The 15,517-nt window shown below is 41.1% G+C and carries 15 protein-coding genes; 8 read left to right on the top strand and 7 right to left on the bottom strand.

What is annotated here, in order from left to right:
- The first annotated feature begins 3 nt into the window (after positions 1-3).
- The 4 genes from ACNR9Q_RS01660 to ACNR9Q_RS01645 all read left to right on the top strand — a co-directional run bounded on the left by ACNR9Q_RS01660 (position 4) and on the right by ACNR9Q_RS01645 (position 3,430).
- A complete protein-coding gene (locus ACNR9Q_RS01660; protein WP_419212847.1) occupies positions 4-1,356 on the top strand; it encodes an HlyD family secretion protein in 1,353 nt (450 codons plus the stop codon).
- A 2-nt stretch (positions 1,357-1,358) separates the two neighbouring features.
- Positions 1,359-2,762: a TolC family protein gene (locus tag ACNR9Q_RS01655; RefSeq protein WP_419212846.1), complete on the top strand. Its 1,404-nt coding sequence runs from the start codon at positions 1,359-1,361 to the stop codon at positions 2,760-2,762.
- A 142-nt stretch (positions 2,763-2,904) separates the two neighbouring features.
- Positions 2,905-3,234: a thioredoxin family protein gene (locus ACNR9Q_RS01650; protein ID WP_419212845.1), complete on the top strand. Its 330-nt coding sequence runs from the start codon at positions 2,905-2,907 to the stop codon at positions 3,232-3,234.
- A 49-nt stretch (positions 3,235-3,283) separates the two neighbouring features.
- Positions 3,284-3,430: a hypothetical protein gene (locus ACNR9Q_RS01645; RefSeq protein ID WP_419212844.1), complete on the top strand. Its 147-nt coding sequence runs from the start codon at positions 3,284-3,286 to the stop codon at positions 3,428-3,430.
- On the opposite strand, the gene ACNR9Q_RS01640 is transcribed toward ACNR9Q_RS01645, so the two are convergent.
- The 6 genes from ACNR9Q_RS01640 to ACNR9Q_RS01615 all read right to left on the bottom strand — a co-directional run bounded on the left by ACNR9Q_RS01640 (position 3,413) and on the right by ACNR9Q_RS01615 (position 8,799).
- Positions 3,413-4,138 carry a hypothetical protein gene (locus ACNR9Q_RS01640; protein WP_419212843.1) on the bottom strand — a complete coding sequence of 242 codons (726 nt, stop codon included), beginning with the start codon at positions 4,136-4,138 and terminating at the stop codon, positions 3,413-3,415. The two genes, ACNR9Q_RS01645 and ACNR9Q_RS01640, sit on opposite strands and share 18 nt — an antisense overlap.
- A gap of 65 nt (positions 4,139-4,203) precedes the next feature.
- Positions 4,204-4,908 carry a tRNA pseudouridine(55) synthase TruB gene (gene truB / locus ACNR9Q_RS01635; RefSeq protein ID WP_419212842.1) on the bottom strand — a complete coding sequence of 235 codons (705 nt, stop codon included), beginning with the start codon at positions 4,906-4,908 and terminating at the stop codon, positions 4,204-4,206.
- The gene (locus ACNR9Q_RS01630; RefSeq protein WP_419212841.1) at positions 4,909-5,703 is read right to left on the bottom strand and encodes an undecaprenyl-diphosphate phosphatase; all 795 of its coding nucleotides are present in this window, start codon (positions 5,701-5,703) and stop codon (positions 4,909-4,911) included.
- A 3-nt stretch (positions 5,704-5,706) separates the two neighbouring features.
- Positions 5,707-5,970, bottom strand: a complete 264-nt coding sequence (locus ACNR9Q_RS01625; protein WP_419212840.1) for a DUF3098 domain-containing protein — start codon at positions 5,968-5,970, stop codon at positions 5,707-5,709.
- Between the two features lie 9 nt (positions 5,971-5,979).
- The gene (locus ACNR9Q_RS01620) at positions 5,980-6,858 is read right to left on the bottom strand and encodes a cell division protein FtsX (RefSeq protein WP_419212839.1); all 879 of its coding nucleotides are present in this window, start codon (positions 6,856-6,858) and stop codon (positions 5,980-5,982) included.
- A gap of 63 nt (positions 6,859-6,921) precedes the next feature.
- Positions 6,922-8,799, bottom strand: a complete 1,878-nt coding sequence (locus tag ACNR9Q_RS01615) for a T9SS type B sorting domain-containing protein (RefSeq protein WP_419212838.1) — start codon at positions 8,797-8,799, stop codon at positions 6,922-6,924.
- Positions 8,800-8,935: 136 nt separating this feature from the next.
- Between ACNR9Q_RS01615 and ACNR9Q_RS01610 the strand changes: the two genes are divergently transcribed.
- The 4 genes from ACNR9Q_RS01610 to ACNR9Q_RS01595 all read left to right on the top strand — a co-directional run bounded on the left by ACNR9Q_RS01610 (position 8,936) and on the right by ACNR9Q_RS01595 (position 14,938).
- Positions 8,936-12,118, top strand: coding sequence for a leucine--tRNA ligase (locus ACNR9Q_RS01610; protein WP_419212837.1), 3,183 nt, complete (start codon positions 8,936-8,938; stop codon positions 12,116-12,118).
- 414 nt (positions 12,119-12,532) lie between these two features.
- Positions 12,533-13,633, top strand: a complete 1,101-nt coding sequence (gene ald, locus ACNR9Q_RS01605; protein ID WP_419212836.1) for an alanine dehydrogenase — start codon at positions 12,533-12,535, stop codon at positions 13,631-13,633.
- 130 nt (positions 13,634-13,763) lie between these two features.
- Positions 13,764-14,459: a zinc metallopeptidase gene (locus ACNR9Q_RS01600; RefSeq protein ID WP_419212834.1), complete on the top strand. Its 696-nt coding sequence runs from the start codon at positions 13,764-13,766 to the stop codon at positions 14,457-14,459.
- A gap of 308 nt (positions 14,460-14,767) precedes the next feature.
- Positions 14,768-14,938: a hypothetical protein gene (locus tag ACNR9Q_RS01595; protein WP_419212833.1), complete on the top strand. Its 171-nt coding sequence runs from the start codon at positions 14,768-14,770 to the stop codon at positions 14,936-14,938.
- A 91-nt stretch (positions 14,939-15,029) separates the two neighbouring features.
- Here the strand turns inward: ACNR9Q_RS01595 and ACNR9Q_RS01590 are convergent, their stop codons facing one another.
- Positions 15,030-15,500, bottom strand: a complete 471-nt coding sequence (locus ACNR9Q_RS01590; RefSeq protein ID WP_419212832.1) for an Lrp/AsnC ligand binding domain-containing protein — start codon at positions 15,498-15,500, stop codon at positions 15,030-15,032.
- Positions 15,501-15,517: the final 17 nt, after the last annotated feature.

Raw genomic sequence — 15,517 nt, 5'->3', positions numbered from 1 at the left:
AAGATGCTGAATATATCACATAAGAAACTAAACCAAAAAGTTTCACTCGACCGATTTAAATCTGCTCAAAAGGTATTTCACAAAAGGCATTATAAGCATTTCAACCGCTTTTTGTTCGCTTTTGCCGTAGTTGGATTGATTGTTTTGTTCCTTCCTTGGACGCAAACGATCAACTCTAGGGGCTTTTTGACCACGTTAACGCCAGGTCAGCGCCCCCAGACGATTCAATCGCAAATACCGGGAAGAATAGAGGAATGGTTTGTAAGAGAAGGCGATTACGTTGAAAAGGGAGATACCATTTTATTCATCTCAGAGGTAAAATCTGAATATTTTGATCCCGATTTGGTAGAACGCACAGGCCAGCAGCTTCAATCTAAAAACTCTTCGGTCATTTCTTATGGAGATAAGGTAAAAGCGCTTGACAACCAAATCAGTGCCTTGTTGACAGAACGGCGGTTGAAGTTGGAGCAGGCCAGAAACAAGTTGTTACAGGCCAAGTTAAAAGCGCAGAGCGATAGTATTGAGTTTGAGGCCGCAAAAACGAATATTAGGATTGCCGAACGACAATATGAACGAACGGCACAATTGGAAAGTGAAGGATTAAAAGCGGTGACCGATGTTGAGGAAAAACGATTAAAGCTTCAGGAAACACAGGCCAAATTAATTTCCCAAGAGAATAAATTATTGGCGGCCCAAAATGAGATTATTAATGCAGAGGTTGAAATAAATAGCGTGCAAGCGGCCTATACCGATAAGATTTCAAAAGCGGAAAGCGATAAATTCACGGCCATGTCCAATCAGTTCGATTCTGAGGCTCAGGTAAGTAAACTTGAGAACGATTATACGAATTATCAAATGCGTAATGCCTTGCGTTATATTCGGGCACCGCAGAATGGGTATGTGAATACTGCACTTAAAGCCGGTATTGGGGAGACGTTCAAAGAAGGTACGCCTTTAGTCGGCATTATGCCAGCGAATTATGATTTGGCGGTAGAGACCTTTGTTGAACCTATAGATCTACCCTTGCTTCATTTAGGCGAAAAAGTGCGGATACAGTTCGATGGTTGGCCGGCCATCATTTTTAGCGGTTGGCCCAACGTTTCTTATGGAACTTATGGTGGAGAAGTGGTAGCCATAGAAACTTTTATTAGTACCAATGGAAAATATAGGATTCTATTGGCGCCCGACAAAGATGATCACCCTTGGCCAAAAGCGCTGCGTGTCGGTTCTGGTGCAAATACCATCGCTCTTTTAGAAGATGTTCCCATTTGGTACGAACTGTGGAGGCAATTGAACGGGTTTCCTCCCAATTATTATCAGCCTGAAGGAGCACAGGCCAAACCTGTAAAGCAATAAATATGCGCAGTATTATTCTTTTACTTTGCTTTTGTTTCGGTTACGCCTCAAATGCGCAGGATTTGGATTCCCTTGAATTGAAATTTAGGGAGTATTTGGGTTATGTTAAAAAGTACCATCCTATTGCCAAACAAGCAGCGTTAACCATAGACGTTGGTCAGGCCAACTTGATGAAGGCCAGGGGAGGCTTTGACCCGAAAGTCCAAGTGGATTACTCGGGCAAGGAATTTAAGGGCACCGATTATTATGATTTGCTCAATGCTACGTTTAAAATTCCTACTTGGTACGGAATCGAGTTAAAAGGAGATTTCGAACAGTATACGGGAACGTATGTGAACCCAGAACATAACGTTCCCGAAGATGGCCTATACAGTGCAGGTGTGTCACTTTCATTGGGGAGGGGTTCTTGGGTGAACGAGCGAATGGCGACGGTAAAGAAGGCCAAATTTTTTAGAGAGCAATCTAAGGCAGATAGGGATCTCTTGGTGAACCAAATTCTTTTCGATGCTTCTTTGGCCTATTTCAACTGGTTACAGACATACCGAAATAAAAAGGTATTTTCTGATTTTTTAAGTAATGCGGAAGAGCGGTTCAAAGGAATCAGGAGCAGTGCCCTTGCCGGCGATAAAGCTGCTATAGATACGGTAGAAGCAAAAATTGCGGTACAGAATAGGGCGTTGGAGTTAGAGCAAGCTAAAGTGGCTTTTCGGAACGCTACTTTAGAACTTTCCAATTTTTTGTGGATGGGTGAAAACATCCCTATGGAACTACAATCCTATGTCATACCTGAAACGTCTTTAGATACTGAAATTGACCACACCTTGGAGATTTTAGGCAAACCTTTAGACAGTTTCGCCCTGCAAAATCATCCGAAATTAAAATCACTTGGGTATAAAATTGATGGATTGCGGGTCGATAAACGTTTAAAGACGAATAAATTACTTCCTCGAATAGATGTGGAATATAAGTTTATTACCGATACACCCGAGTATATCAATTCATTTGAGACCCAAAACTACAAAGGCGGTTTAAATTTTGAATTGCCCTTGTTCCTCAGAAAAGAGAGGGGAGATTTAAAGTTGGCAAAATTAAAATTAAGGGACGCCCAGTTTGAAATGGATAATGCGGAAGTACAGCTTCAGAATAAAATAATAGCCATTTATAATGAACTGGACTCCTTTGAAAAGCAAAATATATTGATTGATGATATCGTTGATAATTATACGGCCTTGCTCAATGCAGAGGAACGAAAATTCAGTTTTGGAGAAAGTTCACTTTTTTTGATCAATTCAAGGGAAAGTAAATTGATTGATGCTGTTTTAAAACAAAACCAAGTAGAGAACAAATTTTTTACGGCAAAGGCAAAGCTGTTCAATAGCTTGGCCGTAAATCCAGAGAATTTGTAAGCTATAGGGTAGCAAAATAACCGCGGTGAACTTTTATAATTAATAGGATAAGAGGTTGAAATAGTATGGAAACGGTAGGACAACTAATAAACACCGCTATAAAGGAAGGTTATAGTTATAGAGCTTATAGGGAATTGGTTTTATGCTTGGTCGAAATGGAAAAATCTACCGGGGCCGAATAAACGAAGCCTTAATCAAAAATACAGAGTTGAATGACGCCCGCTTACGGTGTTGGGACAAAACGTTTAATCTATCGGAGGCGGTCAAGCTAAAAATCGCAAAACTTAAAAAGCCGATTACCTCTGTTGTGCTGACCGAAAGCTGGTGTGGGGAGGCCGCCCCTAGTTTACCGGTATTGAATAAAATAGCTGAATTATCCATTAACATTCAACTATGGGTTTTACTGCGTGATGAAAATTTGGAGTTGATGCGCTATTTTTTTACGAATAATCACTTTCTATTCCTAAACTGATTATATGGGACTATTTTTTGAAAGTAGTATATTCTTGTGAACCAGACCAATGGAGACTACAAAAATGGTTAGGGAGTATAAAAAAGCACATGGACTTTTGACCAAAGAGTTTAGGAAATCATTACAAAAATGGTACAATACCGGTAAAGGAAAGTCGATGCTAAATGAAATGGTTGAATTACTTCCCTTGGAATAGGTAAGTGATGGTGCCTTTTTGAAACGCTCTGTCAGAAGAACTGAACCTGGCTTTAAGGGCATAGGCAATAGCATTATCAACAAGACACCCATTATCTGTTCCCGAACTTTTTGAGTTGAAATCTGCTTCGGTTACATATCCCAAGGCATCGACTTTAATGTTAATAACGACTTTACCACCTTCTATACAAGTGTAAATGGGAGGGGGCAATTTATAATTGTTTCGGTCTACCAAAGAATAGGAAACAGAAGTTCTTCTAGCTGCAAGATTATTAGTGAATTCTTTTTTCTGTGCTTCTTTTTCACCTAAAAGTTGCTTTTTTTCTTCACGTTTTTTAGCCAATTCCTTTACTCTTTGGGCATAGCCCGCATCAGAAAGCATATCATCCGTGGTTACGCCTTCATCCACTTCACTACGTTCCTCTATAAGCTCTTCTAAGGTTTGTAAAGGCTCTGGACTTCCATAACTAGGTTTTGCCGTTTCATTGTAGGCCATATGGCTTTTAATGGGGTCGGTATTTGCTTGTTCTTCTTTTGATTTTTCTTCCTCTAAAATTTCTTCGGGAATTTCTGGATCCAACATCATTTCGACAATATATTCGTCTTTTTCCGCGGCATCTCCCAATTGAATACTGTATAAGACCAATACTACGATCGCCATACTGAATATGGTGATGAGTAATGAAAGTTGTTGTCTGTTCAGATTCATGTGTATATAACCTTAATTATAGTAAAATATTTTAGGTTATCGGTGTAAGTTGAACCTTTGTTCAACTATTCATTGACCGAATAGCCCAATAATGTATCGGCAAAGACGTTAGGGTTTTGGGCTATATCTACGGTGAAATCACCTATTTTGGTTCTTCTAAGGGCTGTTAAATGTCCGCCAGAATTGAGTGCCGTCCCAAAATCATGGGCGATGGAGCGTATATAGGTACCTTTGCTGCAAGCAATCCTAAAGTGAACATCCAAGTCATTGATTTGGGTAATTTCGAAGGTTCTTACGGTAACTTTTCTTTTTGAAATTTCAACGGATTTTCCTTCCCGTGCCAATTCATACAGTCGCTTTCCATCCTTTTTCAATGCTGAAAATACAGGAGGAGCCTGCTCCAGTTCTCCTATAAATTGATTTGTAGTGGAATGAATTAGTTCTGAAGTAATGTGGTCGGTCGGGTAGGTGTGGTCCACTTTAGTTTCAAGGTCATAGGAAGGTGTGGTGGCACCTAATGTAATAATGCCCGTATATTCCTTTTCTTGTCCTTGATATTCTGTAATCTTCTTGGTGAATTTCCCCGTGCAGATTACTAGTAATCCTGTGGCTAAAGGGTCTAATGTTCCTGCATGGCCAATTTTAAATTTCTTTAGACTGAATTTCTTTCGGATCGCCCATTTTAGTTTGTTGACTGCTTGGAAAGACGACCAACCCAAAGGTTTGTCGATCAGTAAAACTTGACCATTAAGAAAATCGTCTTGGGTCACTTAGATAACGGTTAATGGTCTTATGAAAAAGTGGATCGCTAGAATAATGAAGCCGATAATAATGCGATAGTAACCGAACATTTTAAAGCCATGCTTGCTGAGATAACCTATAAAGGTCTTGATGGCCAATAGCGCCACTAAAAACCCTACTACATTTCCAATAATAAGTAGGTTTATTTGGTCATCGGTCAGGGTAAATCCGGCTTTGTAATAATCATAACTTTTCTTCAAGGTGGCTCCCAACATGGTTGGCACCGCTAGAAAAAAGGAGAATTCTGCTGCTGCGGTTCGGGATAATTTTTGTGACATTCCCCCCACAATACTGGCACCACTTCTAGATACCCCGGGAATCATGGCCAGGCATTGAAAAAAACCGATCTTTAAAGCGGTTCCGTAAGAAATCGTTTTCTCCTGCTCTTCCTCTCCATAACTAAACCAATCGTCGACCTTCAAAAGTATAAACCCACCAATGACAAGGGAAACTGCGACGGTAATAGGGTTTTCCAAAAGAGAATCTATGAAATCACTTAACAATAGGCCTAAGATGACCGCGGGGATAAAAGCGACCATTAATTTCAGGTAAAAATCGATACTCTGAAAGAAGCGTTTAAAATAAAGGACCACTACCGATAAAATGGTTCCCAATTGGATAACAATGGTAAAGAGTTTGGTAAAATCTTCTTGTGCGATTCCAAAAAAGGAAGAAGTGATAATCATGTGCCCTGTTGATGAAACTGGCAAATATTCGGTAATACCCTCAATAATTGCGAGTATTATGGCTTGTAGTGTATCCAAAGATTATTTTTTTTGGGAATGGGGATTCAATAAAATGGCATAGATTTCAATGCCCAGACCAATAAGTACTAAAGTGGGTGCCAAACGAATCCTTCTAAAATTATAGATTTCCGGATTAAAGACATTGGGGTCGTCACTGCCTCCACCGCTCATTAATATAAAGCCTAAGGCAATACAGCCTAGACCAATGAACATGAACAGGTAGTTTTTCTTTTGAAAAATAAATTCCTGCTTGTTGTTTTCGGCTGTTTTGTTCTTTTTGCTCATAGCGCAAATTTAATAATATAATTCGTCCGTTCGTAGATTAAGAAAACGTTGTGTGGCAATGTAGGTACTTATGAAGGAAATGAGAATACCCAACAAAAAGACGCTTGCCATTAAAATAATCACGATATAGGGCTCATCTAACAGGCCTAAATCTTGGAAATTACTGTTCACGTAATAAATGACACCTGCAATGGCCAGCAACGCCAAGCCGGCCCCGATCATGCCCAACTTTATATTCTGCCAAATGAAAGGCCTTCTGATAAAGCTTTTTGTGGCCCCCACCATTTGCATGGTCTTAATGATAAAACGTTTGGAATAAATGGAAAGCCGAATGGAGCTATTAATGAGTAATACGGCAATAAACGTAAATATGGCGCTGGCAACAAGTATCCAAAATCCGATTCTCTCGACACTTTTGGCCACCATACTTACCAAGACCTTGTCATAGCTAACTTCATCTACAAAACTCTTTTCAGAAAGGGTATCCGCTATTTCGGCTACTTTTTCAGCGGTAACAAAATCGGCATTTAGTTTTACGTCGATGGAATTTTTCAGCGGATTATAACCTAGGTAATCCACAAAATCTTCACCAATATCTTCGCTGTGCTGTTTGGCCGCATCTTCTTTGGAAACATAGGTGGACGATTTGGTGTAATCTGACATCGCCAAAGTCTTCTGCAACTGTTCCACTTCAATTTCTTTAGCATTTTCCTTCAAAAAAACCGATATGGTAATCTGTTCTTTTGAGCGATCCGCCATTTTTTTGGTATTCAACACCAAAAGTCCTAAAATTCCTAATAGAAACAACACTAAGGCGATGCTTAGCACCACTGAAAAATAAGAGGAGATAAGTTTACGCCGTTGATAATTTTCGAAAGAGTTCGCCATAGCACTTAAAAGTGCAGTAAAAATAGCAAAGTAATGTTAAATGGAACTTAAAAATTAAATTCGTTAGCGTTTCAAACTAAAGTGACCTTTAAATTGAGAGGTATCCGCTTTTATACAGTACCAATAATCTGCAGCGGGCATTTCTTTTCCTTGAAAATTACCGTCCCAAAATGAAGTGTTCGTGTTTCCATACTTGAGTAATGTACCATACCGGTCGAATATGGAAAATGAAACCGTGTTGAAAATTTCTAGGCCGTCGAGTTCAAAAACATCATTAGTATTGTCACCGTTAGGGGTGAAGAATTTTGGAATGACCAAATGGTAAAAAGTTTGGGTTACCACTTCGCAATCTGCGGAATTCTGTACATATATAATGTACAAACCGCCTTCAACGGCATCAAAAATAGGTCGGTCCTGAAAATTGGTGCCATCCAGTGAGTACATGAAGTCTCCTGAATTTGAAGTTTTAATTAAAATTGATGGGCCGTCAGAAACAATGCGTTTAATTCGTGGGAGGTCTATTTGTTCTATGATGATGGTCTTGAGTGCTGAACACCCATTGGTATCCGTTACCAAAACTGTATACGTACCCGCTTCACCGACTACGATTTCTTTTGTGGTGGCACCCGTACTCCAAGCATAGGAGACATTATCCACATCTGCCGATAAAGTAATGGTTGTGTTTTCACAAAAGCTAAGGGTTTCGTCGTTTAGTACGGGCAATGGATTACTGGTTAGCGTAACGGCGGTTCTCGTAAGCGAGGCACATTCTATGAGCGGCGAATTGGCCTCGGCATAATAGGTTCCTGCTACTTCGGTTTCATAGGTGTTGCTATTCTCACTGAGTAAGTTGCCACCCGTGGGGGCATCGTACCAATTTGCGGTATTGCCATTGCTTGTGTTGACTTTAAGCAGTCCCGTTTCCCCTTGACAAATAACAACGTCTCCGTTGCTAGTAGGGGCATTGGGAATGGGGAGTACCATCACTTTAAAAATATCGGATACAACATTACAGAGGTCATTGTTTACGTTAAGGGCATCTTCAGCAATTTTCACCCTAAAAAAAGTGGTGTTCGTAACCGCCGGAGTGTTAATCGTTGGATTCGTTTCGCCGGGGATGTTTGTCCAGTTTTGTTGGTCCGTGCTTTGTTGCCATTGATAGGCATGGGTCTTGAATATTTTGTTGTCTGGGGTTGCGGTTATGGTTCTGGAAACAGGCCCTTGATTGGCACAAACCGTTAAACTGGTTTCATCAGTATCCGTAGAAACGGATACAATATCCCCGCAAGATTTAAAAACGATATCATCTATGGCTAGGTCGTTACCACAGCCGCCATTACTATTGTTCCGCATTTTTAGGATAACCGAGGTTTGCCCAGGTTCTGTCTTGAATACTAAGGCATACTGTTCCCAACTTGCATTGGAACTCCCTATAATAGTGCCGGTATCGCCCTGCGCCAAAATGTTGGTATCCGTTTCGTCCCATATTTGAAAACGTACATTTACGGGGATACTATTACCATCGCAACTCCCAGAAGGTTGTAAATTAATAAGCCATGAAGAGAATTCATAGCTGGTATTTTCGCAAAGACCAGAAACCTGTCGTTGATAAAATTCTCCTGCGGTAAAACTTGCATTGACAATTAAGGATTTCCCATTGCTATCTCCAGGAGTATGGTCCTGTACGCTGATCCAGTCGAAATAATCAGTCGTGCTGGAGATGGTGTAATCTCCGTCATTGGGCGTGCCCGTAGTAAAATCATAGAACGTGGTGCCAGGAGGTAAGGCAGGGCCATCTGTAGTACCGCTCCCAAAATTCTCCGTAAAAATGGGATCGCCAGAACTACCCCCGCAAAAACCAAGCTGCGCTTCTAGACGAATGGAAAAGAACCAGAGGATGAGTAGGGTTATGAAGACCGATTTGGAGTGTATGTTGTTCACAATTCGAAGATACCAAAATTTAAGAAGCGCACATGGGTTTCTCCGTGAACGAATACAAAACCCCTTAATCATCATTATCTTTTTAACTTTCATCGATTCCACCTATTTTTGCCGCTCAAGCAAAGAAGTAGATATCATGCAATACAATTTCAACGAAATTGAGGCCAAGTGGCAAAAATACTGGGCAGATAACCAAACGTTCAAAGCCGAGAACGATTCCGAAAAGGATAAATTCTATGTGCTGGATATGTTCCCGTATCCCTCGGGAGCCGGACTCCATGTAGGGCATCCACTTGGGTATATTGCCAGTGATATTTATGCACGCTATAAAAGACATAAAGGATACAATGTATTGCATCCACAGGGCTATGATTCGTTCGGACTTCCGGCGGAACAGTACGCGATACAGACCGGTCAGCATCCTAGAAACACTACCGAAATTAATATTGAGGGTTGTTTGGATGAATATGGAAATATACTTTCCAAATATGTCAATGAAGATGGTAGCATAAAGGATGTTGCTTTAAGCGATAAAACAAATAGAGTCTCAATTCATGATGAGAATTATAGGGATAATGTAATTAAGGGATATAGAAGACAATTAGACCAATTGGGTTTTTCCTTCGATTGGAGCCGCGAGGTGCGCACCTCGAGTCCGGAATATTATAAATGGACCCAGTGGATCTTCATTCAGATTTTCAATTCGTGGTACAATATCGATACGGATAAGGCCGAGGATATCGACACGTTGATTTCCCTTTTTAATTCCGACGGAAATGCAACCGTTAATGCGGTTTGTGATGATGCTATCGAAGAATTTACGGCAGAAGAATGGAAAGCTTTTTCCGATACTAAAAAACAAGAAATCCTTTTAAAATATAGACTGACCTATTTGGCCGATACCGAAGTGAATTGGTGTCCGGCATTAGGAACCGTTTTGGCGAACGATGAAATCGTGAACGGTGTTTCTGAACGGGGCGGTCACCCGGTCATCCGTAAAAAGATGACCCAGTGGAGCATGCGGATCTCCGCCTATGCCCAACGGTTGCTAGATGGTTTGGAAAAAATAGACTGGCCGCAACCGTTAAAGGATTCACAGACCAATTGGATTGGCAGGAGTGAGGGGGCAAGTGTTACGTTCAAGTTGCATGAAAAATCGAATGTCAGCCTGAGCGCGGTCGAAGGCGAAATCGAAGTGTTCACTACCCGGCCCGACACTATTTTCGGCGTTTCTTTTATGACTTTGGCGCCTGAGCATGATTTGGTGCCTAAAATAACGACTGCAGCACAAAAAGCGGAGGTAGAGGCCTATATAGAAGCGACCGCAAAACGTTCGGAACGCGATCGTATGGCTGATGTAAAAACGATTACCGGAGCCTTTACTGGTGCGTATGCGGAGCATCCGTTTACCAAGGAGCCCGTCCCTATTTGGATCGGGGATTATGTGTTGGCGGGGTACGGAACCGGGGCGGTAATGTCCGTTCCATGCGGGGATCAGCGCGACTATGATTTTGCCAAGCATTTTGACATTCCCATTCCTAATATTTTTGAAGGAGTCGATATTTCTGAGGAGGCCTTTTCTGATAAAGAGAAAACGGTCATCACGAATTCCGATTTTCTAAACGGATTACCGTATAAGAAAGCATTGAAGCGTGCCATTTTTGAATTGGAAAAAATTGGACAGGGCAAAGGAAAAATAAATTACCGTTTGCGCGATGCCGTTTTTAGTCGTCAACGCTATTGGGGAGAACCCTTCCCGGTATATTATGTGGACGGAATGCCCCAGATGATAGCAACGGAACATTTGCCTATAAAACTTCCTGAAGTTGAGAAGTATTTACCCACAGAAACCGGTGAACCGCCATTAGGCAACGCGACCGAGTGGGCTTGGGATACCACAAAGTTGGCCGTTGTTAGTTGTTCGTTGATAGACCATAAAACCATATTCCCACTTGAATTGAATACCATGCCGGGTTGGGCGGGAAGCTCCCAATACTTTAACCGCTATATGGATCCGCACAATAGTGAGGAAATATTTTCGCAAAAGGCCATTAATTATTGGCAGGATGTAGATTTGTATATTGGCGGTAGCGAGCATGCCACGGGACACTTATTGTATTCGAGGTTTTGGCAAAAGTTTATGTTCGACAAGGGCTTGGTGCCCAAGGATGAATTTGCCAAAAAGTTGATCAACCAAGGGATGATTACCGGGACGAGTGCTTTTGTTTATGGTGTATATATAGACTCTGAACAGGTTAAGGAAATATTACATGAAAAACCTTCAGAATATTCAGAAGTTCAAAAAAATGAATTGGTTGAAATAGTAAAAAGGTTTAGAAATTTATATGTTTCAAAGGGATTGATTGATGATGAAAACCTAAAATCAAATATTGTCAATTATATAAAGAGTATGCTTAGTTTAGAATCTAATATTGTTAACTTGATTAGATACAAAATTCTACCATCTCATGTTAATGTGAATTATGTTAACTCTTCGGATGAATTAGATATTAGAGGACTTCTATTAGATAAAAGTATTAAACATACATTTGGTTCTCCAATTTTTATGGGGGAAAATGGGGAGATAATTTTAAGCTCAAACAACAAATATATCGTAGGCCGCGAAGTTGAAAAAATGTCCAAGTCCAAATTCAATGTTGTAAACCCGGATGATATTGTAAAAGAATATGGGGCGGACAGTCTACGCTTGTATGAAATGTTCTTAGGGCCTTTGGAGCAGTCCAAACCTTGGAATACAGCGGGTATCACGGGGACGCATTCCTTCTTAAAGAAATTATGGAGACAGTTTCATACTGGTGAAAATGCGGGGTTTGCTGTTTCTGATGAAGAACCTTCAAAAGAATCTTGGAAAACTTTACATAAGACCATCAAAAAAGTGGAAGAAGATATTGAGAACTTTAGTTTTAATACGTCGGTATCCACATTTATGATTTGTGTCAATGAGCTGTCGGCACAAAAATGCATTAGCAGAAAAGTGCTGGAGCCCTTGGCCATTTTGGTATCTCCCTATGCACCGCATATCGCGGAAGAGCTTTATGAGAAGTTAGGCCATTCCGGGTCTATCGCCACGGCGCAATTTCCAAAATTCGAGGAGAAATACTTAGTGGAAAGCAGTAAGGAATATCCTATTTCCTTCAATGGAAAAATGAAATTTACCATGGAGTTGGCACTCGATTTGTCCAAGGAAGAAATCGAAGCTGCCGTTATGGCCAATGAAAAAACCCAGCAACAATTACAGGGTCGTGAACCTAAAAAGGTCATCATAGTCCCCGGTAAAATCGTAAACATCGTAGGGTAAACGTCTTCACGAGGAGGTACGACGAAGTGATCTGCTGGTTTGGAATACGAATCTATCAGTTTGCTTCATACCTCGCAAAGACTTTTTTATAAGCTAAAACAAAACCGCCAGATAAGGCGATAAGTGTTGTGTGTTCCCTTAGATGTCGTCTTCACAAGCATAGCGAATTGATCTATAAGTTCGGAACTCGAATTAAACGCAGTACTCTACCCAATCTTAGTGATGGTGTTTTTAATTTCAGGGGGGGTACATTAATAAATTATAATAATTATTGGAGATGACCCTATAAAAAATAGGGGTATACTGCGAATTAAAGCAATAGTAAGACGATTGACCCCTACCTTTTAACGATTATATGTTTGATTTCTGCGTAATTAGGTTCAATTTTGCAGCATAACATTAAATCACAACATTATGATCGTTGGTATTCCTAAGGAGATTAAAAACAATGAAAGTCGGGTAGGGATGACCCCTGCCGGAGTTTTTGAATTGGTAAAGAACAACCACAAAGTATATGTGCAGTCCGACGCAGGTGAGGGAAGTGGTTTTTATAATCAGGATTATCAGAAAGCCGGTGCCGTGATTTTAGACACCATTGGTCAGGTTTATGCCATTAGTGAAATGATCGTAAAAGTGAAGGAGCCTATTGAAGAGGAGTATAATCTCATTCAAAAAGGTCAAATTGTGTTTACGTATTTCCACTTTGCTTCCAGCGAGGCATTGACCAAAGCGATGATCAAGCAGAAAGGAATCTGTATTGCCTATGAAACCGTGGAAGATGAGGAAGGAACACTACCGTTATTGACTCCCATGTCAGAAGTGGCGGGTAGAATGGCCATTCAACAAGGGGCACGTTATTTGGAAAAGCCGGTAAAAGGGCGTGGTGTTCTTTTAGGTGGAGTGCCCGGCGTAGCCCCAGGTCGTGTTTTGGTTCTGGGTGCAGGAGTCGTTGGGATACAAGCTGCTAAAATGGCAGCAGGTCTGGGTGCGCATGTAACGGTATTGGATATCAATATGAAGCGTTTGCGTTATGTGAACGATGTAATGCCACCGCATGTGGTGACGGAGTTTTCCAATGAGTTCAACATTCGGAAACATATTAAAAACCATGATCTCATCATTGGCGGGGTGTTATTGAAAGGTGCCAAAGCCCCCAATTTAATCACCCGCGATATGTTGAAGGAAATGCGCCCAGGAACGGTAATCGTAGATGTAGCGGTCGATCAAGGAGGATGTGTGGAAACTACAAGACCTACGACCCACGAAGATCCCATTTATATTATTGATGACGTGGTGCACTATTCAGTAGCCAATATGCCGGGAGCGGTACCTTGTACATCTACTATTGCCTTAACCAATGTAACCTTGCCCTATGCTTTAAAATTGGCCAATCTGGGCTGGGAAGCTGCCTGTGAAAAAGATGCTTCCTTGAAAAAAGGATTGAACATTGTGGAAGGGGAAATAGTTTATCAGGAAATAAAAGAAGCGTTCGGCTGGGAAGAAGCCATTGTTTAAACATACATTTTGTCAGTATAAAGTAACCTCGCTACACCCATTTTGGGTTTGGCGAGGTTTTTGATTTTTAGGGAATGATGCCTGAGATATAATCTTTAGTATATTTATTAAAATTAAAAATCGAAATGTTATGATGGGATATTATATATTGATTGGAGCCATAGCTTTGGTAAGCTGGTTGGTCAGTAGAAAGTTAAAAAGCAAGTTCAAATACTATTCAAAGGTACATCTTCAGAATGGGATGAGTGGTGCGGAGATTGCCGAAAAGATGTTGTCGGATAATGGTATTCGTGACGTAAAGGTAATTTCTACCCCTGGAATGTTAACGGATCATTACAACCCAAAGAACAAAACGGTAAATTTGAGTGAAGGGGTATATAACCAACGTAATGCGGCTGCTGCAGCTGTTGCTGCGCACGAATGTGGTCATGCGGTACAACATGCACAAGCCTATGAATGGTTAGGTATTCGGTCTAAGTTAGTACCTGTCGTCAGTGTTACTTCAGGAATGTCCACTTGGGTTGTTTTTGGAGGATTGATGCTAGGGGCCGCTGCCGGAGTTGGTTTTGGGTATTGGGTAGCCGTTGCTGGATTGATCATGATGGGAATGGCCACGCTGTTCAGTTTTATCACCTTACCGGTTGAATATGACGCTAGTAACCGAGCGTTGGCTTGGTTAAAGAATAAGAACGTTATCACGCCAAAAGAATATGATGGTGCAGAAGATTCCTTAAAATGGGCGGCTCGTACTTATTTGGTGGCGGCCATTGGTTCCTTGGCTACCTTGGTATACTGGGGTCTCCAAGTTTTTGGAGGTAGGGATTAACCCGATTTTTACGTATAAGAAATAATTTAAAACCTGTCTAAAATCTAGACAGGTTTTTTAGTTAAAAGTAATCGTAAACATGAAGGTCGAAACCGAAGGTCTTTACCCGAGGCGATCAAGATTGGGGGATGCTGCTTTTATCTTTGAACTGTTGAATAGTTTAAGTTGGATTGAATTTATTGGCGACAGGAGGATTTACTCAACCGAAAAAACAATCGGCTATACTCAACATTATGGACCAATTATGAAAAAAATGGGTTCGGATTACTAACAGTTGGTTTAAAGGATAGCGATACCCCCATAGGTCTTTGGGGATTTTTGCAACGGGACTATCTGGAACATCCGGACATCGGTTTGCCTTTTTGCCTTATTTTGAAGAAAAGGGATTTACTTTTGAAGCGGCAGGCGCGGTCATGAAGTATGGAGCATCGGATTTGATCCTAAAAAAATCCATGTCATTTGTATGCAGGCGAATGTAAAGTCCGTCCGACTCCTGTATGGTCTAGGATTTCATAAAACGGATGTGATTCAGCTTAATCAAGATGGTGAGGAACCGCTATTGTTTTCGACCTAAATCGTAATCTGCCGATCAATTTGCTGGGCTAACGAGATAAAGGTTTCCGTTCGCGATACCCCCTCTATTTGCTGAATTTCCTTGTTCAAGACTTGCATGAGGTGTTCGTTGTCGCGGCAAAGGACTTTTATAAGAATGGACCAGTTGCCCGTGGTGTAATGGCATTCCAAGACCTCAGGTATTTTTTCCAATTGCTTTACCGCCTGTGGGTTGCTCATCGCCTTGTCCAAATAGATGCCGATATAGGCCATGGTGGTGTACCCCATAGATTTTGGGTTGATGATGAATTTGGAGCCCGATAATAAGCCAGAGGCTTCTAATTTTCGCAAGCGCTGGTGAATGGCGGCTCCAGAAATACCGATGTTTCGGGCAATTTCCAAAACGGGCTTTCGGGCATCTTCCATTAAAAAGCGTAAAATCTTTTTATCGATACCATCGATTTTGGCCAGGGAATTCTCGTTCTTCATACTTCAGGGGATAAATG

Source organism: Maribacter sp. X9 (genome assembly GCF_048537565.1).
Lineage (GTDB): Bacteria > Bacteroidota > Bacteroidia > Flavobacteriales > Flavobacteriaceae > Maribacter.
This window is presented reverse-complemented; position numbering and strand designations above follow the sequence as displayed.